The 22,447-nt window shown below is 70.8% G+C and carries 18 protein-coding genes; 11 read left to right on the top strand and 7 right to left on the bottom strand.

Annotated elements, in window-relative coordinates:
* Positions 1 to 31: 31 nt before the first annotated feature.
* Positions 32 to 2,350, top strand: coding sequence for a phosphoribosylformylglycinamidine synthase subunit PurL (gene purL / locus AC3A3H_RS06270; RefSeq protein ID WP_487613688.1), 2,319 nt, complete (start codon positions 32 to 34; stop codon positions 2,348 to 2,350).
* A 56-nt stretch (positions 2,351 to 2,406) separates the two neighbouring features.
* On the opposite strand, the gene AC3A3H_RS06265 is transcribed toward purL, so the two are convergent.
* Entirely contained in the window at positions 2,407 to 3,315 is a 909-nt protein-coding gene (locus tag AC3A3H_RS06265) for a DMT family transporter (RefSeq protein WP_487613687.1), read from the bottom strand.
* A 70-nt stretch (positions 3,316 to 3,385) separates the two neighbouring features.
* Complete coding sequence (locus AC3A3H_RS06260; RefSeq protein WP_487613686.1) at positions 3,386 to 5,503, bottom strand: transglycosylase domain-containing protein; 2,118 nt, start codon at positions 5,501 to 5,503, stop codon at positions 3,386 to 3,388.
* A gap of 192 nt (positions 5,504 to 5,695) precedes the next feature.
* On the opposite strand from AC3A3H_RS06260, the gene AC3A3H_RS06255 reads away from it, so the two are divergent.
* The 4 genes from AC3A3H_RS06255 (at position 5,696) to AC3A3H_RS06240 (ending at position 10,652) form a co-directional block, all read left to right on the top strand.
* On the top strand, positions 5,696 to 6,883 hold the full coding sequence (locus AC3A3H_RS06255; RefSeq protein ID WP_487613685.1) for an LLM class flavin-dependent oxidoreductase: 1,188 nt from the start codon (positions 5,696 to 5,698) through the stop codon (positions 6,881 to 6,883).
* A gap of 40 nt (positions 6,884 to 6,923) precedes the next feature.
* A complete protein-coding gene (locus AC3A3H_RS06250) occupies positions 6,924 to 7,619 on the top strand; it encodes a CE1759 family FMN reductase (protein WP_487613684.1) in 696 nt (231 codons plus the stop codon).
* Between the two features lie 64 nt (positions 7,620 to 7,683).
* Entirely contained in the window at positions 7,684 to 9,099 is a 1,416-nt protein-coding gene (locus AC3A3H_RS06245; RefSeq protein ID WP_487613683.1) for a DUF2252 domain-containing protein, read from the top strand.
* Positions 9,100 to 9,173: 74 nt separating this feature from the next.
* Positions 9,174 to 10,652: a glycosyltransferase gene (locus tag AC3A3H_RS06240; protein ID WP_487613711.1), complete on the top strand. Its 1,479-nt coding sequence runs from the start codon at positions 9,174 to 9,176 to the stop codon at positions 10,650 to 10,652.
* Between the two features lie 24 nt (positions 10,653 to 10,676).
* Here the strand turns inward: AC3A3H_RS06240 and AC3A3H_RS06235 are convergent, their stop codons facing one another.
* Positions 10,677 to 11,096, bottom strand: coding sequence for an organic hydroperoxide resistance protein (locus AC3A3H_RS06235; RefSeq protein ID WP_487613710.1), 420 nt, complete (start codon positions 11,094 to 11,096; stop codon positions 10,677 to 10,679).
* A gap of 102 nt (positions 11,097 to 11,198) precedes the next feature.
* Here AC3A3H_RS06235 and AC3A3H_RS06230 point away from each other — a divergent pair, with 102 nt between their 5' ends.
* On the top strand, positions 11,199 to 11,477 hold the full coding sequence (locus tag AC3A3H_RS06230; RefSeq protein WP_487613682.1) for a hypothetical protein: 279 nt from the start codon (positions 11,199 to 11,201) through the stop codon (positions 11,475 to 11,477).
* A gap of 27 nt (positions 11,478 to 11,504) precedes the next feature.
* On the opposite strand, the gene AC3A3H_RS06225 is transcribed toward AC3A3H_RS06230, so the two are convergent.
* Both AC3A3H_RS06225 and AC3A3H_RS06220 read right to left on the bottom strand, forming a co-directional pair.
* Positions 11,505 to 12,428, bottom strand: a complete 924-nt coding sequence (locus tag AC3A3H_RS06225; protein WP_487613681.1) for an SDR family NAD(P)-dependent oxidoreductase — start codon at positions 12,426 to 12,428, stop codon at positions 11,505 to 11,507.
* A 4-nt stretch (positions 12,429 to 12,432) separates the two neighbouring features.
* On the bottom strand, positions 12,433 to 12,750 hold the full coding sequence (locus AC3A3H_RS06220) for a chorismate mutase (RefSeq protein WP_487613680.1): 318 nt from the start codon (positions 12,748 to 12,750) through the stop codon (positions 12,433 to 12,435).
* Between the two features lie 110 nt (positions 12,751 to 12,860).
* On the opposite strand from AC3A3H_RS06220, the gene AC3A3H_RS06215 reads away from it, so the two are divergent.
* From AC3A3H_RS06215 to AC3A3H_RS06200, 4 genes are all read left to right on the top strand, one after another.
* The gene (locus tag AC3A3H_RS06215; RefSeq protein WP_487613679.1) at positions 12,861 to 13,313 is read left to right on the top strand and encodes an SRPBCC family protein; all 453 of its coding nucleotides are present in this window, start codon (positions 12,861 to 12,863) and stop codon (positions 13,311 to 13,313) included.
* On the top strand, positions 13,310 to 13,750 hold the full coding sequence (locus AC3A3H_RS06210) for a MarR family winged helix-turn-helix transcriptional regulator (RefSeq protein WP_487613678.1): 441 nt from the start codon (positions 13,310 to 13,312) through the stop codon (positions 13,748 to 13,750). The genes AC3A3H_RS06215 and AC3A3H_RS06210 overlap by 4 nt, the downstream gene beginning before the upstream one ends.
* Before the next feature lie 67 nt (positions 13,751 to 13,817).
* Positions 13,818 to 15,101 (top strand): GNAT family N-acetyltransferase, encoded by a 1,284-nt coding sequence (locus AC3A3H_RS06205; RefSeq protein WP_487613677.1) that lies wholly within the window; start codon positions 13,818 to 13,820, stop codon positions 15,099 to 15,101.
* 130 nt (positions 15,102 to 15,231) lie between these two features.
* Positions 15,232 to 16,467: a Fic family protein gene (locus tag AC3A3H_RS06200; protein ID WP_487613676.1), complete on the top strand. Its 1,236-nt coding sequence runs from the start codon at positions 15,232 to 15,234 to the stop codon at positions 16,465 to 16,467.
* Positions 16,468 to 16,482: 15 nt separating this feature from the next.
* Here the strand turns inward: AC3A3H_RS06200 and AC3A3H_RS06195 are convergent, their stop codons facing one another.
* Positions 16,483 to 17,769 (bottom strand): adenylosuccinate synthase, encoded by a 1,287-nt coding sequence (locus tag AC3A3H_RS06195; RefSeq protein WP_487613675.1) that lies wholly within the window; start codon positions 17,767 to 17,769, stop codon positions 16,483 to 16,485.
* 88 nt (positions 17,770 to 17,857) lie between these two features.
* Entirely contained in the window at positions 17,858 to 19,897 is a 2,040-nt protein-coding gene (locus AC3A3H_RS06190) for a GMC family oxidoreductase N-terminal domain-containing protein (protein ID WP_487613674.1), read from the bottom strand.
* 146 nt (positions 19,898 to 20,043) lie between these two features.
* Between AC3A3H_RS06190 and AC3A3H_RS06185 the strand changes: the two genes are divergently transcribed.
* Positions 20,044 to 22,447 (top strand): MMPL family transporter (locus tag AC3A3H_RS06185; RefSeq protein WP_487613673.1); only part of this gene is annotated, 2,404 nt, incomplete at its 3' end.

Raw genomic sequence — 22,447 nt, 5'->3', positions numbered from 1 at the left:
CCCGCCACCGCCAGCAGCCTGGAGTGCCCGCGTGACCGACACCACCGTCCAGCATGTCGTCGACACCGTCGCGAACGCCGCCGCGACGCCGGAGAAGGAGCAGCCGTACGCGGCGCTCGGACTCAAGAGCGACGAGTACGCGCGCATCCGCGAGATCCTCGGCCGCCGTCCCACCTCGGGCGAGCTGGCGATGTACTCGGTGATGTGGTCGGAGCACTGCTCCTACAAGTCGTCCAAGATCTATCTGCGCCAGTTCGGCCAGAAGGTGTCGCCGGCGATGAAGAAGAACCTCATGGTCGGCATCGGCGAGAACGCCGGCGTCGTGGACGTGGGCGAGGGCTGGGCGGTCACGTTCAAGGTGGAGTCGCACAACCACCCGTCCTACATCGAGCCGTTCCAGGGCGCCGCGACCGGCGTCGGCGGCATCGTGCGCGACATCATCTCGATGGGCGCGCGCCCGGTCGCGGTCATGGACCAGCTTCGCTTCGGCCGCATCGACGACCCCGACACCGCGCGCGTCGTGCACGGCGTCGTCTCGGGCATCTCGTTCTACGGCAACTGCCTCGGCCTCCCGAACATCGGCGGCGAGACTTACTTCGACTCCGTCTACCAGGGCAACCCGCTGGTCAACGCGCTCTCGGTGGGCGTGCTGCGGCACGAGGACCTCCACCTCGCCAACGCGTCCGGCGCCGGCAACAAGGTCGTGCTGTTCGGAGCCCGCACCGGCGGCGACGGCATCGGCGGCGCGAGCATCCTGGCCTCCGACACGTTCTCGGCCGGCGGCCCGACCAAGCGCCCTGCGGTGCAGGTCGGCGACCCGTTCGCGGAGAAGGTGCTCATCGAGTGCTGCCTGGAGCTGTTCCGCGACAAGCTCGTGGAGGGCATCCAGGACCTCGGCGCGGCCGGCATCTCCTGCGCGACGAGCGAGCTGGCCTCCAACGGCGACGGCGGCATGTTCGTCGAGCTGGACAAGGTGCTGCTGCGCGACCCCACGCTCACGGCGGAGGAGATCCTCATGTCCGAGAGCCAGGAGCGGATGATGGCGGTCGTCAAGCCCGAGCTGCTCGACGCCTTCCTCGCCGTGACCGCCAAGTGGGATGTCGAGACCAGCGTGCTCGGCGAGGTCACCGAGACCGGCCGGCTCGTCATCAACTGGCAGGGCGAGGAGATCGTCAACGTCGACCCGCGCACCGTCGCGGTCGACGGCCCGGTCTACGAGCGCCCGGTCGCCTACCCGGCGTGGCTCGACGCCCTCCAGGCCGACACCGCCGCGGTGCTCCCGCGACCGTCGACCGGCGACGGGCTGCGCGAGCAGGTGCTCGCCCTCCTCGGCAGCGCCAACCTCGCCGACAAGAGCTGGATCACCGACCAGTACGACTACTTCGTGGGCGGCAACACCGCGCTCTCCTTCCCGGACGACTCCGGCATGATCCGCGTCGACGAGGAGAGCGGCCTCGGCTTCGCCATCGCGACCGACGCCAACGGCCGCTACTGCCAGCTCGACCCCAAGCAGGGCGCCAAGCTCGCCCTCGCAGAGGCCTACCGCAACGTGGCGGCCTCCGGCGCCGTGCCCGCCGCGGTCACCGACTGCCTCAACTTCGGCAGCCCGGAGAACCCCGAGGTCATGTGGCAGTTCTCGCAGGCGGTGGAGGGCCTCTCCGACGCCTGCCTGGAGCTGGAGATCCCGGTCACCGGCGGCAACGTGTCGTTCTACAACCAGACCGGCGACACCCCGATCTTCCCGACCCCGGTCGTCGGCGTGCTCGGCGTGATCGACGACGTCGCCCGCCGCATCCCGGCCGGCTGGCAGGACGAGGGCGAGAACATCTACCTGCTCGGCGTCACCCGCGAGGAGCTCGACGGCTCCGCGTGGGCCGGCACCGTGCACGGCCACCTCGGCGGCCTCCCGCCGGCGGTCGACCTCGCCGCCGAGCGCACCCTGGCGGAGACGCTGCACGCGGCCTCCGTGGAGGGCCTGGTCTCCTCCGCGCATGACCTCGCGGACGGCGGCCTCGCCCAGGCGCTGGCCGAGAGCGTCATGCGCTTCGGCGTCGGCGCGCGGGTCTGGCTCGGCGAGCTGCAGGAGCGCGACGGCGTGGACGCCGCGACCGCGCTGTTCAGCGAGTCCACCGCCCGCGTCATCGTCTCGGTGCCGCGCGAGGACGACGTCAAGTTCCGCGGCCTCTGCGAGGGACGCGGCGTGCCGCTCCTGCGCATCGGCGTCACCGACGCCGAGGTCGGCGCCCAGCCGGTGCTCGAGGTCCAGGACCTCTTCACCATCGGCCTGGAGGAGCTGCACGGCGTGCACCGCTCCACCCTCCCGGAGCACTTCGGCCCGACGGTCGCCTGACGCCATCCACCTGCCAGAACACGCCGTCTCGGTCGTTGCCGAGGCGGCGTGTTCTGTCAGTTGGTCGGTACGAGGTCGGCCTGGCGGCGCGTGAAGATGCGCACGCGCTGCTGCGTCAGCAGGATGCCGCCCAGCACGATCGCGGCGCCGACCGGCTCGTTCCAGCTCAGCTGCTCGCCGAGGACGAGGATGCCGAGCGCGACGCCGACGACGGGCGTCACGTAGGTGACTCCTGACGTCGCGGTGGGGCCCCAGGCGCGCAGCACATTCATGTTCCAGATGTAGACGACGCCGGTTCCCAGCGCGCCGAGCGCCAGCAGGCTGAGCAGCACCGGCCAGCTGAACGTGATCGGCGACAGGGCGACCACCGGCGTGAGCAGCAGCATGATCGCCGCCGCGAGACCGATGTTGAGGAACGCGACCGACGTGGCCGGGATGTCGCGGTGGCTGATGAACCGACGGATGTACCCGAACGAGAAGCCGTAGCAGGTGACCGCGCCGAGGCAGGCCAGCTGGCCCCAGACGCTGCCGGACAGCGCCGCGATCGACCACGGCCCGACCACTACGACGACGCCGACGACGCCGACCAGCACCCCGAGCACCTGGTCCCGGTTGAGCTTCTCGACGCGGAACGCCGCGGTGGCGAGGATCGCGGTGGTGATCGGCGTCACCGCGTTGTAGATGCTGGCGAGGCTGGACGACACGTACTGCTCGGCCCAGGCGAACAGCAGGAACGGCACCACGCAGTAGGTGATCGCCACGACCACGAAGTGCAGGTACACGATCGGCTGCTTCGGGAGGCGGCTGCGCGTGGCCAGCACGATGATCCCGAGCGTCACAGCCCCGAACACGAGGCGCGCCCACGCCACCTGCCCGAACGAGACGCCCGCCAGCGCCACCTTCATGAACAGGAAACTGGCGCCCCAGACGAGACCCATGGCGACGAACTGCAGAGCGACCTTCACCCGTCGAGGCTACTGCCCTCCACCGACGCCGACTGGCGGAAAACGGACGCAGCGGCACCGACCTGCCGACTCAGTCACGCACGGGGCGCGAGGAGGCCTCCGGGAAGTCCTCCCCCGGGAGCACGCCGTTCGCGGCCGTCATGTACTGCTTCCAGACCCGGTGCCGCAGCTGGTCGGCCTGGATGCCGCCGACCTTCGACCTCCGCAGCGACACGTCGCCGGTCACGTTGCCGACCCACACCGCGGTGGTCAGCCGGGTGGTCGATCCGACGAACCAGGTGTCCTTCTCGGAGTCCGTCGTGCCGGTCTTGCCGAACACCGGGACGCCGTCGTACGGGTTGGAGGCCGAGCCCGTGCCGCCGCGCAGCACGCCTTGCAGCGCGGTCGCCAGGGTCGCCGCGACCTCCGGCGATACCGCCTCCGCGCACCCGCTCGCCGGCACGGGGACCTCGGTGCCGTCCGGCCCGACGATCCGGTCGATCGCGATCGGCGCGCAGTAGACGCCCTTGTTGGCGATCCCGGCGAAAGCCGCGGCCATCCGCACCGGCGAGACCTCGTTCGTGCCGAGCACGTCGGACACGTACGACGTGAGCGGCTTGCCGTCGGCGCGCTTCACACCGAAGGCCTCGGCCGTCTTGCGGATCTCGCACTGGTCGAGTTTCTGCGCCATCGAGAAGTAGGCGCCGTTCACCGACTGCGCGGTGGCGTAGCGGATGGAGACGTTCCCCGGACGCTGGCCGCTGTCGTTCTTCGGGGAATACGTGCCGGTGCCCGACCCCTGGCAGCTGTCCTTGAAGGAGGACAGGGCGAGTGCGCGCGAGTCGCCGTTGACGACGTCGTTGAGCGACCGCCCGTCCTTCAGCCACTCCGCCAGCGTGAACACCTTGTATGTCGAGCCTGACTGGAAGCCGCTCGAACCGCCGTAGGCGTAGTCGGTGCCGTAGTTGACCGCCGTGTTCTCGGGCGACGTCGCCTCCGGGTCCGCGTTGAACGCCTTGTTCTGCGCCATCGCCAGGATGCGGCCGGTGCCCGGCTCGACCGTGACCAGCGACGAGCCCAGGTCGAGCACCTCGGTGCTGCGCGGCACGTACGCGTCGACCGCGGCGACGGCGGACGCCTGAAGGTCGAGGTCGAGCGTCGTGTAGATGTCGTAGCCGCCCCGTTTGAAGGCACTGTACCTCGAGTCCGTGGCATCCGGCAGGATGTTCTCGTTCTCGATCACGCGCTGCACGTAGTCGCAGAAGAAACCGGCGCCCACCACGTTCGCCGTGACGCAGCCGGTGGCCGGCGGGGTGATGTCCGGCTCGACCGGGGAGGCCACCGCCTCGTCGTGCTGCGCCCGGGTGATCTTCTTCTCCTTCAGCATCGAGGCGAGGACGTCGTTGTCACGGCGGAAGGTGTTGTCCCCGATGTTCTCCGCGGCGTCGATGCGGAGGCCGTTGGGCTCGTTGACGGTCGCGATGAGCGAGGCGGCCTGCGCCAGGGTCAGCTCGGAGGCGTTCACGCCGTAGTAGTACTCCGCAGCCGCCTGGATGCCGTACACCGAGCCGCCGAAGTGCGCGATGTTGAGGTAGCCCAGCAGGATCTGGTCTTTCGTGAGCGCCTTCTCCAGCCCGATCGCGAGGCGCATCTCCCGGAGCTTCCTGTCCATGCTGGTCTTGGTGGCCTCCCGGTACGCGGCCTCGCGCTCCTCCTTGTCGCGCAGAGCCTCCGCGCGCTGCATCAGGATGTTCTTGACGTACTGCATGGTGATGGTGGAGGCGCCGGAGCCGATCTCGCCGGACGCCGCGTTGCCGAGCGCCGCCCGCAGGGCCGACGTGAAGTCCACGCCGCCGTGGCTGTAGAACCGCGGATCCTCGGTGGAGATCAGCGCGTCCCTGACGAACGGGGACACCGCGTCCCATCCCACGTTCTTGCGGTTCTGCTCGTACACGGACGCGAGGAGCACCGGCTCGCCCGCGCGGTTCTTGGCGTAGATGTCCGTCGTCTGCGCGAGCGCGTCCGGGGTCAGGGCCTCCGGCATCGTCTCGAAGACGTGGATGCCGGTCTCCGTCGCGACGCCGGCGACCGCGACCACCGGCGCCAGCATCGCGCTGACCAGCACGCCGGCGGTCACGCTGAGTGCGATGAAGCCGGCCGCGGCCGCCGCGCGCCGACGTGGTTGTCTCGAGTCGTGCTGTTCCCCCATAGCCTCCCAGCCTGCCGGAGTCATCTGAGAAAAGCCTGACGTGTGATATACACACCAGCGCGTGGAAACGCAGTCCCTGGCCCGGACTCCGCCCGTGCGTCATGCTGGTGCCACCCGTCGGGAATACTTCCAGCTCGGCGTCGTTATATGCGTTTGCATAGATACGGCGAGAACCAACCTGAGGAGCCAGCAATGCAGTACGGAATCTTCTCCGTCAGCGACATCACCCGCGACCCGGTCTCGGGCGAGACCCCGAGCGAGGCGGAGCGCATCGACGCGATCGTGAAGATCGCCACGCACGCGGAGGAGGTCGGGCTGGACGTCTTCGCGATCGGCGAGCACCACAACCCGCCGTTCTTCTCCTCGTCGCCCACCACCCTGCTCGCCCACATCGCCGCCCTTACCGAGCGGCTGATCGTGACGACCTCCACGACCCTGATCACCACGAACGACCCGGTGCGCCTCGCCGAGGAGTACGCGATGCTCCAGCACCTGTCGAAGGGCCGGATGGACCTCATGCTCGGCCGCGGCAACACCGGTCCGGTGTACCCGTGGTTCGGCCAGGACATCCGCCAGAGCCTGCCGCTCGCGCTGGAGAACTACAACCTCCTGCACCGGCTGTGGCACGAGGACGTCGTGGACTGGGAGGGCAAGTTCCGCACGCCGCTGCAGGGCTTCACCTCCACCCCGCGCCCGCTCGACGACGTGCCGCCGTTCGTCTGGCACGGCAGCATCCGCACCCCGGAGATCGCCGAGCAGGCCGCGTACTACGGCAACGGCTTCTTCGCGAACAACATCTTCTGGCCGAAGGAGCACTACCAGCGCCTGATCGCGTTCTACCGCGAGCGCTTCGAGCACTACGGCCACGGCACCGCCAAGCAGGCGATCGTCGGCCTCGGCGGCCAGGCCTACATCGGCAAGACCTCGCAGGAGGCCAAGAAGGAGTTCCGCCCCTACTTCAACGAGGCTCCGGTCTACGGCAACGGCCCGACCATGGAGGAGTTCACCGAGGCGACCCCGCTGACCGTCGGCAGCCCGCAGGAGGTCATCGACAAGACGCTGACCTTCCGCGAGTGGGCGGGCGACTACCAGCGCCAGCTCTTCCTGATGGACCACGCCGGCCTCCCGCTGAAGACCGTCCTCAAGCAGCTCGACCTGCTCGGCGAGGAGGTCATCCCGGTGCTCCGCAAGGAGACCGAGGCCCGCAAGGACCCGGAGACCCCCGAGGCGCCCACGCACGCGTCGCTCGTCGCGGCCAAGTACGGCGACGCCGCACCGCGGCAGCCGCGCCCGAACGCGAACCGCGGCGACAACGTGACCGGCGCCTCCCCGTACCAGGACTCGGCCGACGAGTTCCAGGCGGACTACCCGGCGCTCTGAGCGCCGCCGGTTCACGCTTCGATTGCGAGAGAAGGACACCATGACCAGCACCGACCAGCGCCCGTTCCGGGTGGTCGTCGTCAACGCGGGCGTCAGCGACCCGTCGTCCACCAAGATGCTCGCCGACCGCCTCGCCCTGCGCGTGGAGGCCGCCGCCCAGCGCGACGGCCACACGGTCGAGACGCAGAACCTCGACCTGCGGGAGATCCTCCCCGAGCTGTCGGGCGCACTCGCGTCCGGGCACCTCGGCCCGCGCTTCACCGCGGCGATCGAGGCCCTCGCCGCGGCGGACGGCATCATCGCGACCGCACCCGTCTACAAGGCCGGCCCGAGCGGACTGTTCAGCTCGTTCTTCCAGGTGCTCGACAACGACCTCCTGATCGCGAAGCCCGTCGTGCTCGGCGCGACGGCCGGCACGGCCAGGCACGCGCTCGTCGTCGACGAGCAGATGCGCTCGATGTTCGCCTACCTGCGGACGATGACGGCGCCGACCTCCGTGTTCGCGTCGACCGAGGACTGGCAGGACAACTCCCTCGGCAAGCGGATCGACCGCGCGGCCCGCGAGCTGGTCGTCCTCATGGAGACCGGCGTGGAGGCCCGCATCAAGGACACCTCGTGGAGCAGCTACCAGCACGAGTTCGGCTCGGCCGGCGGCAACGAGCTGGGGATCGACCTCGGCTCCGACCTGATGCGGCTGGCGGCGGGCGGCACGCTCGGGGGGCCGGCCCGGAGCTGACGCGGCGGCGGTCGCTCCTCCCTCTAGGCTTGTGCCACGCACGACCGATGGGAGGGGCGCCGCCGTGACTGCCGTAGAGGGTCATCTCCGTTTCGATCACGACGCTCTCCGGAGCGCGGCCGACCTCTCTCAGGCCGGCAAGGACGCCCGGTCGCGCGTGCCGCGCGGCGTGCACGGCGAGTACTCGCCCGCGGCCGACCGCGACCCGGTCGGCATCCTCAAGCGGCAGCACGAGCACCGCGTCTCCGAGCTGATCCCGCTCCGGCTGGAGCGGATGACCGCGAACCCGTTCGCCTTCTACCGGGGATCGGCGGCCATCCAGGCGGCCGATCTCGCCGACGCACCGCGGACCGGCGTCGACGTGACGATCTGCGGCGACGCGCACGTCGCCAACTTCGGGATCTATGCGTCACCGGAGCGCACTCTGGTCTTCGACCTCAACGACTTCGACGAGTCCGCCTACGGCCCGTGGGAGTGGGACGTGAAGCGCTTCCTCACCAGCGTCGTGCTGGCGGCGCGCCAGCGCGGCTTCGGCGACTCGAAGGTCAGGGCCGTCACGCTGGAGGCCGCCGCCGCCTATCGCACCGCCCTGCGGCAGATGACCGGGCTCGGCGTCCTGGAGCGCTACTACCTCCGCGCCGATGTGAGCAGGGGCCGGCGTGCGTCGTCGTCGCAGCGGGTGATCGACCGCGCGGTCGAGGCGGCGGCCCGGCGCACGTCCGCACGGGTCGCGCGCAAGATCATGCGTCGTGCGGCGGACGGCGCGATGACGATCGTCGAGGACCCGCCCGTGCTCGCCCATGTCCCCGACGCCGCGGAGCAGAACGTGCTCGAGATCATCCGCGCCTACCGCGCAACGGTCCCCGCGGACATCGCCGTCCTGTTGTCGCAGTACGTCGCGACGGATGCGGCCCGCCGCGTCGTCGGCGTCGGCAGTGTGGGAACGCGCTGCTACATCATCGTCCTCACCGGGCCGGCCGGTGAGCCGCTGGTGCTCCAGGTGAAGGAGGCGAGCGAGTCCGTCGCGGTCGAGTTCGGCGGCGCGACCGCCGGACGTGCCCCGGCGTTCGACGACCGCGCGCACCGTGACGAGCACGGTCATCGCGTGGTCGCCAACCAGAGGGTCCTGCAAGCGGTGAGCGATCCGTTCCTCGGCTACGTGAACACGGGCGGCCACGCGTACTACGTCCGGCAGTTCCGCGACCAGAACGTGTCGATCGAGACCGAGACGCTCGACTTCCGGCCGTTCGCCGACTACATCGACGCGTGCGCCACCGTGCTCGCGCGTGCCCACGCGCAGTCCCCCGCTGCATCGTTCATCGCCGGCTACCTCGGCAGCGGTACGGCGTTCGACACGGCTGCGGTCGAGTGGGCCTTCGCGTACGCCGACCAGGCCCACGCGGACTACCTGACGGTGCGCCAGGCGGTCGAGGACGGCGAGTTCGCCGGGCCTGCCGCCGCCGACCCCGTTCTCACCTAGAAGCCGGAGGCCGGTGGGGCAGAACCCCCGAGTATCCTTTGGGAAACGGAAGGAGCCGCGTGGACATTCTGGGCGTGCTGGAGTGGATCGGCGCCATCGTCTGCCTGATCCTTGCACTGACCGGGCTCATCCCGGTGGTCGCCGCCGCGGCGACGTTCCTCGTCATCCCGTTCCACGCGTGGATCAACCACTACAAGAAGGCCGCGCCGTACCTCCCGCGGGTCGCCGTCGTCGTTCCCGCCTGGAACGAGGGGGCCGTGATCGGGGCCTCCATCGACCGGTTGATGAGCCTCGACTACCCCAAGGAGGCCCTCCGGATCTACGTGGTCGACGACGCCAGCACCGACGACACCGGCGCCATCGTGACGAGCCGCGCCGCGCAGTACCCGGGGAACGTGTTCCTGCTGCGCCGCGAGCAGGGCGGCCAGGGCAAGGCGCACACGCTCAACCACGGCATCGAGCGCGTCCTCGCCGAGGACTGGATGGAGGCGCTCCTGATCATGGACGCCGACGTCATCTACCAGCCCGATTCACTGCGGCGGATGACCAGGCACCTGGCCGACCCCGAGGTCGGCGCCGTCTCCGCGTACATCCTCGAAGGCAGCCGCGACCGCAACTCGCTCACCAAGTTCGTCAGCGTCGAGTACGTGCTCTCGCAGCCGGCCGCGCGGCGCGCGCAGAACGTGCTCGGCGCACAGGCGTGCCTCGCCGGCGGCGCGCAGCTCCACACCCGCGAGAACCTGATCGCCATCGGCGGCCGGGTGGACACCACGACGCTCGCCGAGGACACCATCACGACGTTCGAGACGCAGCTGCGCGGAAAGAAGGTCGTGTTCGAGCCGCACGCGCACGTCCTCGCCGAGGAGCCGCGCACGGTCGACGCGCTCTGGATGCAGCGGCTGCGCTGGGCGCGCGGCAACGTGTCGGTCACCGCCCGTTACGCGAAGGTGTGGTTCCGGCCGTCGCGCGTCCACCACCTGGGCGCCTGGACCTTCGGGATCGTCTGGTTCAGCCTGTGGCTGCTCCCGCTGATCATGGTGACCTCGGCGATCGGCCTCGCCGGGCTGCTGTTCCTGCAGAACGAGCTGGCCGCGACGATCTTCCGCGTCCTGTGGATCTCCGCGGCGCTCGCCTACCTGTTCGTGCTCGTCCTCGGCTCGCTCACCGACGCGAGGACCAGTCGCAGAGAGCTGGGCCACATCCTGCTGTTCCCGGGCATCATCAACATGATCGTGATGATCACGGCGCTGTTCCCGCCGATCACGCTCGTCTGGCTGCCCGGGCTGTTCGGGATCACGCTCAGCGACGAAGCGCTGTTCGTCCTGACGCTCGCGATCTACATCTGGATCCCGTTCTCCATGGTCGTCGCCTGGCTCGCCCGGCAGTCCGAGCGCACCCGCGCGGGACGCTGGCTGGCGCCGGCGTTGATCTACCTGGCCGGCTACGGGTCGCTGCTCTGCGCGATCACGTTCGACTCCTACCTGAAGGAGCTCGCCGGCGCCGAGGCGCGCTGGGACAAGACGGAGAAGGTCGGCCGGGTCGCGGCGGGCTGACGTCGCGGCCGGTGTCCGGACTGCTCAGTCGACCAGCGTGAGCTTGACCGGGACGTTGCCGCGGGTGGCGTTGGAGTACGGGCAGACATGGTGCGCCTTCTCCATCGTCTCCTCGGCGACCCCTCGGCCGAGGCGCGGGAGGTACACGTCGAGCTCGACCGCGAGGCCGTAGCCGCCCTGGCCGTTGTCGCCGATGCCCACGCTCGCCGAGACGGCGGCGTCGCTCGTGTCCAGCTTCTGCGAGCGGCCCACCGCGTGGACGGCGCTCAGGAAGCACGCCGCGAAACCGGCGGCGAACAGCTGTTCGGGGTTGGTGCCCTCCCCCGAGCCGCCGAGCTCGCGGGGCGGGCGGGTGTCCAGGTCGATCAGGTCGTCCTCGCTGCGGACGTGACCGTCGCGTCCGCCTCCCGAGGCGTGCGCGATGGCGGTGTAGGCGATGTGCATGGCCTCAGCCCAGTCCACGGGTCTGAGCGTCCGCTGAGAGCGCGCCCAGGATCCTGATGTAGATGGATTCCGGTAGCGTTGCCTGCGATGAGAGTGCACGGCGTGACGCAGACCACTGAGACCCGCGAGCTCACGGCGGAGGCGGACGACGCCGAGACGGCACGCGCGCTCGTCACGGAGCAGGTGCCGGAGGGCTTCGAGCTGCTGCAGGTGCACAACGCCATGCCGCGAGGCGGGCGCGTGATCGCGACCGCGGTCATCCGGTCGTCGGCGACGCAGCTCGTGGAGGCCGACGGCGCCGACTACACGGCCGCCCGCGACGCCCTGCGTGCCCGGGTGCCGGAAGGGCACCGGCTGCTGTCGATCGTCGTCGACGACTGACCGCCGCGCGCGAGCCGCGCGCGAGGGTCAGCGGAGGCCGAACTCCTGATCCGAGGCGGCCTCCAGCAGCGGCCACAGCCGGGCGCCGATGCGCGGCGAGCGCGAGGACCGCGTGGCCCGTCCGGTCGCCGGCGGCCCCTTGGTGAGGCCGGCCGGCCCCAGGTAGTCGTCGCCGGTCAGCGTGGGATCGAGCACGGCACGCACCGGAACCCACGCGCCGTGGTCCTTGCCCTGCGTCCACGCCGCCTGCAGGTTGTCGGCGAACCGCTTGGCACGGCTCGGCTGGTTGACGCCGTGGACTCCCGGGGTCCGGCCGGAGGTCGAGTAGCCGGGCTGCACCACCAGGCTGGTGACGCCGCTGCCCGTGGCGCGGAGCCGGCGCTCCAGTTCGAACCCGAACACCTGCGCGGCGATCTTCGACCGCGAGTACGCCCGCCACGCGGTGTACGAGCGCTCGAGCTGGAGGTCGTCGAGCCGGAGCGAGCCGAGCCGGCTGGCGAGTGAGCCGAGAGTGACGAGCCTGGCGCCCTCACCGCGTTCGAGCGCCGGCAGCGCCCGGGCGACGAGCCGGAAGTGCCCGAGCACGTTGGTGGAGAGCACCAGCTCGTTGCCGTAGCGATCGGTGCGGCGCTCTCGCGGCGGGTGCACCATCCCCGCGTTGAGCACGAGGGCGTCCACCCGCTCGCGTTCGAGCAGAGCGTCGGCGAGCGCGTCGACGGAGCCGCGGTCGGTGACGTCGAGCGGGGTGGCCTCCACCCGTGCGCCGCGCACGCGCCTGCGGATGGCCGCGACGGCCGCCTCGGCGCGCTCCTGGTCCCGGCAGGCCAGGATCACGCGTGCGCCGGCACGGGCGAGCTGCTCGCCGGTGAAGTAGCCGACGCCGGCGTTGCCGCCCGTGATGACGACCGTCCGGTCGCGGGCGTCGGGGAGCTCCGCAGGATCCCAGCCCACCGGCCTAACGGCCGTTCTCGGAGGCGATGCGCTCGTGGTGGTGGATGACCTCCGCGACGATGAAGTTCAGGAACTTCTCCGCGAACGCGGGGTCGAGGTGGCTCTCCTCGGCGAGCACCCGGAGGCGCTGGATCTGCTCGCGCTCGCGTACCGGGTCGGCCGGCGGGAGGCCGTGCTCCGCCTTCAGGGCGCCGACCTGCTGGGTGAACTTGAACCGCTCCGCGAGCATGTGGATGACGGCCGCGTCGATGTTGTCGATGCTCTGCCGGATGCTCCGCAGCCGCTCCAGCGCCTGCACGGTCGACTCGTCGTTCTCAGCCATGCTCCGACCCTACCGGGCCGGAGGGTGACGCAGCTCGGGGGTTGCGCTCATCGGGTTCCTGATTTACTCTATGCGTAGATGATCTACTCACGGAGTAAAGGAGACGCACCATGTGGACCACCCAGGAGACCGCAGTGACCACGCTCCCTCGCGAGCGCGTCTGGGAGGCCGTCCGCGACCTCCACACCGGCGCGCTCACGTACGACGGCGCCGACCGGTTCGAACTGCACGGCGCGTTCGCCGTGGGAACCGAGCTGACCGTCACGCCCGTCGGACAGGAGCCCATCCACTCCCGCATCGACGTGCTGGAACCCGGCCACACGTACGCCGACGTGACCGACTTCGGCGACGTCCGGCTGACCTTCCGTTACGACCTGGAGGACGAATCGGCAGGTGAGCCGGCCGGCACGCGCGTGCGCTACTCCCTCACGATCGATGGCGCAGGGGCCGACGCGGTCGGTCCGGAGCTCGGCCCGCAGATCAGCGCCGACTTCCCCGAGTCGCTCGCCGCGCTGCTGGCCGAGGCGGAGCGCCGCGCAGGACAGACCACACTGGACGTATGACCGACTTTCCCGAGGGGCCGGCGACCAGCCCCGGCTTCCTGCTCTGGCACGCGACGCTGCGCTGGCAGCGCGCGATGGTGGAGGCGTTGCGGCCGCACGACCTGACCCACGCCCAGTTCGTGCTGCTCGCCACCGTCTGGTGGCTGAACGGCCGCTCCGAGAGCCCGAGCCAGGCCCGGCTGTCGGAGCAGACCGGCTCCGACCCGCGGATGACCTCGGAGGTCGTGCGGCGACTCGTCGCGAAAGGACTGGTCGAGCGCGCCCAGGACGCGACGGACAGCCGCGCGAACGTGCTGAGGGTGACGGGAGCGGGCGCCGCCGCGGCCGAGGCGGCCATCGGGTCGGTCGAGGCCGCGGACGCGACGTTCTTCGCTGAGGCGCAGGAGGCCGCGCCGGGGGCGTTGCTGCCGGTGCTGCACGCGATGGCGGGGCGCTGACTCCGGTTCCGAGCCCGGGCCCGGTCGGTCCTGGTCCGACGCCGAACCGCCCCGATACGGTGGAGGCATGACCGAGACGCACCTCACCGCCCCCCTGGACGAGCGCTCGACGACCGACCTGGCCGCGTCCGGCCTCCGGCTCGCGCTCGTCGACCTGACGGACTCCGCCGCCCTCGACGCCTGGATCGTCGCGGACTTCCGCGGCTTCCACGGCCGCCGCCCCAGCGCGGAGGTGCTGGAGGAGGCCCGGGCGAACTTCGGCGGCCGGCGCACCACCGCGGTCTACGACGAGGGTGTGGTCACCCCGGTGGGCACGGTCAACTCCTGGGTCGCACCGCTCACCGTCCCGGGCGGCGGCAGCCTGGACGCGTGGGCGATCAGCTCGGTCACGGTCGCGCCGACGCACCGCCGCAGAGGCGTCGCGACCGCCCTGCTCGGCGCGGAGCTGCGCACGGCGCACGCGCTCGGCGTCCCCGCCGCCATCCTCACCGTCTCCGAGTCCACGATCTACGGGCGCTGGGGCTTCGGCCCGGCCACCTTCATCACCGGCTGGAGCGTCGACACCAAGCGGGTGCGCTGGGCCGGAGGCCCGACCCCGGGCCGGCTGACGTTCACGACGCCCGACGAGTACCGGGAGACCGGCCGCGCGGTCCTGGCCGAGCAGATGGCCGCGCGCCACGGCGAGATCGCGCTCGAACCCTACCTGGCGGACCGGCTGATCGGCCCGCTGAAGGGCGACGACGACGCGGCCCGCTACCTCCTGGTGCGCTACGACTCGCCCGAGGGACGGCCGGAGGGCTTCGTCAGCTACCTGGTCCGCGGCGGGGACGAGGACTTCTCCCGCCACGTCGTCGAGGTCAACTACCTGGCCGCGACGAGCGACGCCGCGCTCACCGCCCTCTGGCGCTACCTCCTCGAACTCGACCTGGTCGCCGAGGTGAAGGCGTGGACGCGCGGCGTGGACGAGCCGGTGCAGCTCCTGGTGCAGGACATCCGCGGGGCCGGCATCACGAGCGTCCAGGACCACCTGTGGGTGCGCATCCTCGACGTGCCTGCGGCGCTGACCGCGCGCCGCTACGAGAGCGACGGCGACCTCGTCCTGGAGGTCACCGACGACCTCGGCTTCGCCGGCGGCCGCTACCGGCTGATCGTCGAAGACGGCGAGGCCCGCGTCGAGTCGACCGCCGACGCGCCCGACATCACCCTGCCGGTGGAGTCGCTGGGCAGCGTCTACCTCGGCCACGACCTGGCGCGCGGGCTGGCGCTGGCCGGGCGCATCCACGGCGACGCGGAGTCGCTCGACCGGTTGTTCCGCACGTCGGTGCCGCCGCGACTGAGTACGTGGTTCTAGGGGGTGCGAGCCGGAATAGCGGCATAGTTATTCCGGATTGAGGGGTGTAAACCGGAATAACGGGTGGCTTATTCCGGTTTGGGCTGTTTGAATGGAATAACCGCAGCATTATTCCGGGTGGGGAGGCCGAATGAGCGACGTCATGGACTGGCTTCCGCACGGTGCCGAGACCGTTCCGTGGCGAAGCAGGAGCGGCCGCGGCTCGCGAGCCGATCGGATGCTCACCTCCGTCGACGCGACGATCCCGCCGTTCATCGCCGACCGGGTGTTCGCGAGCGACCCGTCAATCCAGGTCGCTCAGGAGTCTGCCATCCGCGCCCTCGCCGAGCTCGACGCCGACACCGGTCCGGGAGCCGGCGCGATCTCCGCGTTCCTGATCCGCACTGAGTCGATCGCCTCCTCGAAGATCGAGCACATCGAGGCCACCACCGAGGACTTCGCCCGAGCGCTCGTCGGCGTCCGGGCGAACACCAGCGCGACCTCGATGGTCTCCGCGTCGCGCGCCATCATGCGGATGGTCGACGACGCCGGCAGAACCGGTCGCGTCACCCTCGAGTCGATGCTCGATGCCCATCGGACACTCCTGGCCGACGACCCGAGCGAGGTCGGGTACGCCGGACGGGTCCGCGACATGCAGAACTGGATCGGCGGCAGTGATTTCTCGCCGATCGGCGCCGACCACGTCCCACCGGCGGTGGAGCGCGTCCTTCCGCTGCTCCACGACCTGGTGGAGTTCGCGAACCGCGACGACGTCCCCGTCATCGCACAGGCGGCGATCGCGCACGCCCAGTTCGAGTCGATCCACCCGTTCACCGACGGGAACGGACGCATCGGACGCGCGCTCATCGGCGCGATCTTCCGCCGCCGTGGGATGACGTCGATCACGACGCCGCCCGTCGCCTCCTCCCTCGCCGCGGACCAGGACGGCTACTTCGGCCTGCTGGGCGAGTACCGCCGCGGGATGGCGGCGCCGATCGTCCGCGAGCTCGCCGACGCGACCCGCATCGCGGCCGAGGAGGCGCTGGTGTCCGTGCGCGCCATCCGGGCACTCCCCGGAGAGTGGAACGCCGCTCTTGCGCCCCGTCCGGGCGGCGCGCTCGCCGCGGTTGTCGACGGCCTGCTCGACACGCCCGTCTTCGACGCCGAGTCCGTCGAGGATCGGATCGGGCGATCGACCTCAGCGACCTACGAGGCGCTTGACCGCCTGGAGCACTCGGGAATCACCCTCCGCATCACGAACCGTCAGCGCAACCGCGTCTGGGCGGTCACTGCGATCATCGACGAGCTGGATTCGCTGGACTGGCGGATCGCCGCGCGGGCACGACGCCGGAGCTCGCCGGAGCTCCTGGAGCTGCTCGGCCCCTAGCCCAGCGGCTCTGCCCTAATCCACCAGGTCGTGGCGCACGACGATCTCGTCGCGGGCCGGGCCGACGCCGATCGCCGAGATGCGGGCGCCGGAGATGGCCTCCAGGGCGAGCACGTAGTCCTGGGCGTTTTTCGGGAGGTCCTCGAACGTGCGGGCGCCGCTGATGTCCTCGGTCCAGCCGGGGAACTCCTCGTAGATCGGGACGGCGTGGTGGAAGTCGGTCTGCGAGGACGGGACCTCGTCGTGGCGCACCCCGTCGACGTCGTAGGCGACGCAGACCGGGATGCGCTCGATTCCCGTGAGGGTGTCGAGCTTGGTGAGGACGAAGTCCGTGACGCCGTTGATGCGGGCGGTGTAGCGGGCGACGGGCGCGTCGTACCAGCCGGTGCGGCGCGGGCGGCCGGTGGTGGTGCCGAACTCGAAGCCGCGCTCGCGGAGGAACTCGCCCCACTCGTCGAACAGCTCCGTCGGGAACGGCCCGGCTCCGACGCGCGTGGTGTACGCCTTCACGATGCCGATCACCCGGTCGATGCGGTTCGGGCCGATGCCCGAGCCGGTCGCGGCGCCGCCGGAGGTGGAGCTGGAGGAGGTGACGAACGGGTAGGTGCCGTGGTCGACGTCCAGCATGGTCGCCTGGCCGCCCTCGAAGAGCACGTACTTGCCGTCCTCCAGCGCCTGGTGCAGCAGCAGCGAGGAGTCCACCACCATCGGGCGCAGCCGCTCGGCGTAGCTCAGCAGCTCCTCGACGACCTCGTCCACGCCGATGGCGCGGCGGTTGTAGACCTTCACCAGCAGGTGGTTCTTCTGGTCGAGGGCGCCCTCCACCTTCTGCCGCAGGATGTTCTCGTCGAAGAGGTCCTGGATGCGGATGCCGACCCGGTTGATCTTGTCGGCGTAGGTCGGGCCGATGCCGCGGCCGGTCGTGCCGATCTGGCGCTTGCCGAGGAAGCGCTCCGTCACCTTGTCGATGGTGCGGTGGTACTGCGTGATCACGTGCGCGTTCGAGCTGACTTTGAGGCGGGACACGTCGACACCGCGCGCGATGAGCCCGTCCAGCTCCTGGAACAGCACCTCGAGGTCGACGACGACGCCGTTGGCGATGACGGGCGTGACGCCCTGGGTCAGGATGCCGGAGGGCAGCAGGTGCAGCGCGTACTTCTCGTCGCCGACGACGACCGTGTGACCGGCGTTGTTGCCGCCGTTGAACTTGACGACGTAGTCGATGCGGCTGCCGAGCAGGTCGGTGGCTTTGCCTTTGCCTTCATCGCCCCACTGGGCGCCGATGATCACGATCGCGGGCACGTTTCGTCCTCTCGATGGTCGGGAGTGCGTCGGCGCGTCGCGGACGACCGTCGCACTCGATCCTATCGCGACCGGTTTCCCGGGGCCGTCAGGGCGTCACCTCCATCAGCGCACCGACCCGGAGGGCGTTGGCGAAGACGGTGAGCGCCGGGTTGAAGCCACCGTTCGTCACATGCAGCGAGGCGTCGGCGACGTAGACGTTCGTGGTGCCCCAGAGCAGTCCGCTCGGATCGCAGGCGCCGGAGGCCGGGTCGGCCGACAGCCGGACCGTCCCAGCCGAATGCTCCTGCCCCTGAGGCGCGACGGGATGCTCGACGACGGCGATGTCCGTCCCGCCCGCCGCCTCCAGCCAGTCGGCGCAGTGCCCGGCCATCGTGGCGACGTTGCTCCGCGTCGCGTCGTGCGCTCTCCCTCGCAGCCGAACGGCCGGCATCCCGCGCCGGTCGACGAGCGTCGGGTCGAGGCTCACCCAGGTCTCCTCGTGGGGGATCTCCTGCACCATCGCCATGGTCCCGGCGAGGTTGGCCGTCTCGCGCATCCACTTCTTGTGCTGCGCACCGAAGGGCCGCGGCGCCAGACGGCGTCCCGCCTGGGCCTTGTCGTACGGGAACTGGAGGGGGGCGTCGAAGATCACACCGCCGCCCCAGCCGTGCGGGTCGTCGTGCATGAAGTCGACCGTGGCGACGGAGTGCCCTGGCCCCACGGTCTCCTTGATGTCAGGACCCGCACCCGCCACCGCGACGGCGACTCCGTGGGTCATGTGGTTGCGGCCGACCCAGGAATTGCCGAGCCCCGAGGCGAGCAGAAGCCGGGCCGACTCGATGGCGCCGGCCGAGACGACGACGCGGTCGGCGCGGAGCCGCAGCTCGCGCTCGCCGTTCGCGTCCTCGACGACCAGGGTGACTCCCGTCGCGGTTCCGCGCCCGTCGTGCAGAATCCGGGTCACCTGCGCCGAGAGGAGCAGGTCGGTCCGCCCGGTCGCGAGCGCCCGCGGGATGAAGGTGTTGTGCGACCCGTTCTTGGCGTCGACGGGGCACGCGTGCCCGATGCACTGAGGGCAGCGGACGCACGCGGCACGACCGGCCCGGGGGACGCTGTTCATGGCGAACGGGATGGGCGAGGTCGTGAGGCCGAGCCGTCGTCCCGCGGCGGTCAGGGCGTCCCGGGTGCGGTCGGAGGGCATCGCCGGCATGGGGTAGCCCCGCCGGCGGGGCGTCGCCCTCCCGACGGCGCTCGCGGCGTCGCCGGCCACGCCGAGCTCCCACTCCGCGCGCTCGTAGTACGGCTCGAGCTCGGCGTAGTCGAACGGCCAGTCGGCGAGCGTGCTCCCGGCCGGCGATCCGTAGGTGGAGGCCATCCGGAAGTCCTGCTCCCAGAATCGCCACGACATCCCCTGCCACACCCGCGTTCCGCCGCCGAGGACCATCGCGTTCAGGCCGTACGCGAGCGCGTCGCCCTCTCCCGGCAGGACCAGAGTCGAGCCGTCGTCGCGCTCCAGCACCCGCGGATTGCCTGCGTGCGGACCGACGGTCACGTCGTAGCGGCCGGTCCGCTTGCCCTGGAGATGGTTGCCGCGCAGCTCGCTGTTCCTCAGCGGTCGGGAGCGGTCGATGAGCAGCACATGCCGGCCGCGTTCGGCGAGCTCGGCGGCGACAGCGCCGCCACCCGCACCGGCGCCCACGACGATCACGTCGTAGTGGTCGTCGAGCTCCGTCGCCCGGACGCCGGCGGGAACGTCCGGATCGACGGGCGTGACGCCGGCCGGGACCGGCGAGTACCGCAGCATCCTCCAGCCCGCGGGCTCGCTCGTGCCGGCGTAGTAGCCCTGGTACGCGACGGTCATCACGGCCTCCACCGCGGGAGCGGCCGTCTCGTCGGCGAGCAGACCGGCGACGATGGCTGCGCGCCGATCGGAGGACAGCGTCGCGAACGGGCGGCCGCTGGACTCCGCGGCGCGGTCGGCGAGCTCGACGGCGGTCCGCAACGGCGCCTGCGCCCAGGTCAGGAAGTCGGCGGCGTGCGCGCTCAGCAGGCGTTCGCCTCCGCCCTCCCAGCCTCCCGGCCACTCGTCGGCCGGGATGACGGCGTCGAACAGGGCGGCCAGGGTGGCCTGACGATCGGTGTCCATGAGCTCGCCCACAGTTGCTCCCGTCCTGAAAAGTATTCGGATGCTTACACTTCGAAAAGTAGTCGCACTGCGGATCCGCGACGGATGGCTACTCGAACCGGGAGCGGGATTGTCGCGAAGCTGAGCGAAGTTCTACATTGGCGGGGATGTCGTCCCTTCTCTACCAGCTGGGTCGCGCCGCCTTCCGGGCGCGGAGACGAGTGCTCGCCGTCTGGCTCGCAGCGCTCGTGCTGCTGCTGGGCGGGGCCGCCCTGCTGAGCAACGGCACGGACAACACCTTCAGCATCCCCGGCACCGAGTCGCAGGAGGCCCAGGACGCGCTCGCGCGCACGTTCCCGCAGGTCAGCGGGACCTCCGCCCAGCTCGTGGCCGTCGCGCCGAAGGCCACGGACGTGCACGACCCGTCGTTCCAGTCGGCGGTGGAGTCGTCGGCGGCGGCGATCGCGAAGATCCCGCAGGTGACCTCCGCGTCCTCTCCGTACAGCGGCCCGTCGACCGGGAACATCGCCGAGGACGGTTCGGCGGTGATCGTGCCGATCCAGCTGTCGGTCGCGCAGACCGCGGTGCTGCCGTCGACGTCCGACGCGATCCAGAAAGCGGGTCGCGACCTGGAGGCCGCCCTGCCGAAGGGGTCGGTGGTCGCGGTCGGCGGCCAGCTCTTCTCGCAGACGGTCGCGGGGATCAGCGTGACCGAGCTGCTCGGCATCGTGGTCGCGTTCGCCGTGCTGATCGCCGCGTTCGCCTCGGTGATCGCGGCGTCCCTGCCGATCATCACGGCGCTGCTCGGCGCGGGGCTGTCGCTGTCGCTGATCTTCGCCGCGACGCACTGGCTCACGATCGCCTCCACGACGCCGCTGCTCGCGCTCATGCTGGGCCTGGCGGTGGGGATCGACTACGCCCTGTTCATCATCTCCCGGCACCAGGAGCAGCTGAAGCACGGGATGGCGCCGGAGGAGTCCGCCGCGCGCGCCGTCGCGACGGCCGGATCCGCGGTGGTCTTCGCGGCGGTCACGGTGATCATCGCGCTGCTCGGGCTGAGCGTGGCGGGGATCCCGTTCCTCACGACGATGGGTGTGGCCGCGGCGCTCGCGGTGACGATGGCGGTGCTCATCTCGATGACGCTGACACCGGCGCTGCTGGGGTTCGCGGGGATGCGGGTGGTCGCGAAGCGGTATCGCGGTGGAGCAGGGGCGAAAGCGGAGAAGGCGGGCGCGAAGGCCGGGAAGACCGAGACTGCGAAGAAGAGGGAGAAGACGGGGAAACCGGAGAAGACGGGCGGGAAAGCGAAGAAGGCGGCCGCGAAGACCCCCGTCACCCATCCCGTCGCCGGCTTCTGGGTGCGCCTGGTCACGCGCATCCCGATCCTGACGGTCGTGGTCGTCGTCGTGCTGCTGGGCCTGGCCGCGCTGCCCGCGGCCTCCCTCCGGCTGGCTCTGCCGGACGCCGGATCGCTCGACGAGCACGAGCCGGCCCGGATCGCGTACGACCTCATCGCCGAGCACTTCGGTCCTGGCTACAACGGTCCGCTCATCGCGACCGGCTCCGTCATCGGCAGCACCGACCCGGTCGGGCTCATGAACGACCTGGGCGCCGAGCTGAAGACGGTGCCGGGGGTGGCGGCGGTCCCGCTCTCCACGCCGAACGAGTCCGGGGACACGGGCATCGCGCAGGTGGTCCCGACCGGCGCTCCCGACTCCGCAGCGACCCAGGACCTCGTGGCGAAGCTCCGCTCCATGCACGACCACTTCGAGCGGGAGTACGGGATCGACCTCGCCATCACGGGCTACACGGCGGCCGGCATCGACATCTCGGCGCGGCTCGGCGGTGCGCTGCTGCCGTTCGCGCTCCTGGTCGTCGGCCTCTCGCTGCTGCTGCTGGCGATCGTGTTCCGCTCGATCGTGGTGCCGGTGACGGCCGCGCTCGGCTACCTGCTCAGCATCGGCGCCGCGTTCGGGGTGACCAGCCTGGTGTTCATGAGCGGGTGGCTGGCCGGGCCGCTGGGGGTCGCGCACATCGGGTCGGTGATCAGCTTCATGCCGATCATCGTCATGGGCGTGCTGTTCGGCCTGGCGATGGATTACGAGGTGTTCCTAGCGAGCCGGATGCGGGAGGAGCATCTGCTCGGGGAGGACACGAAGGGCTCCGTGCACAAGGGCTTCCAGGGGTCCGCGAAGGTGGTCACCGCCGCGGCCGTCATCATGTTCGCGGTGTTCGCGGCGTTCATCCCGGGCGGCGACGCGCAGATCCAGCCGATCGCGCTCGGCCTCGCCGTCGGGGTCGCCGTGGACGCGTTCGTCGTGCGGATGACGCTCATCCCGGCGGTGCTCGTGCTGTTCGGCCGGGCGACCTGGTGGATGCCGCGGTCGTGGGATCGCGCACTGCCGGTGCTCGACATCGAGGGCGAGGGCGTGCAGGCCGAGCTCGACGCGGCCGGCTGGCCGGGGCCGGGCACCGAGTACGCGCTGGCCGCGGACGGTGCGCGGGCCGGAGGGTCGGGCGCGCTGGACGCGCTGGTCCCGCCGGGCGGCGCCATCGTGGTCACCGGGCCCG

Source organism: Leifsonia sp. Soil_N53 (assembly GCF_057655165.1).
This window is presented reverse-complemented; position numbering and strand designations above follow the sequence as displayed.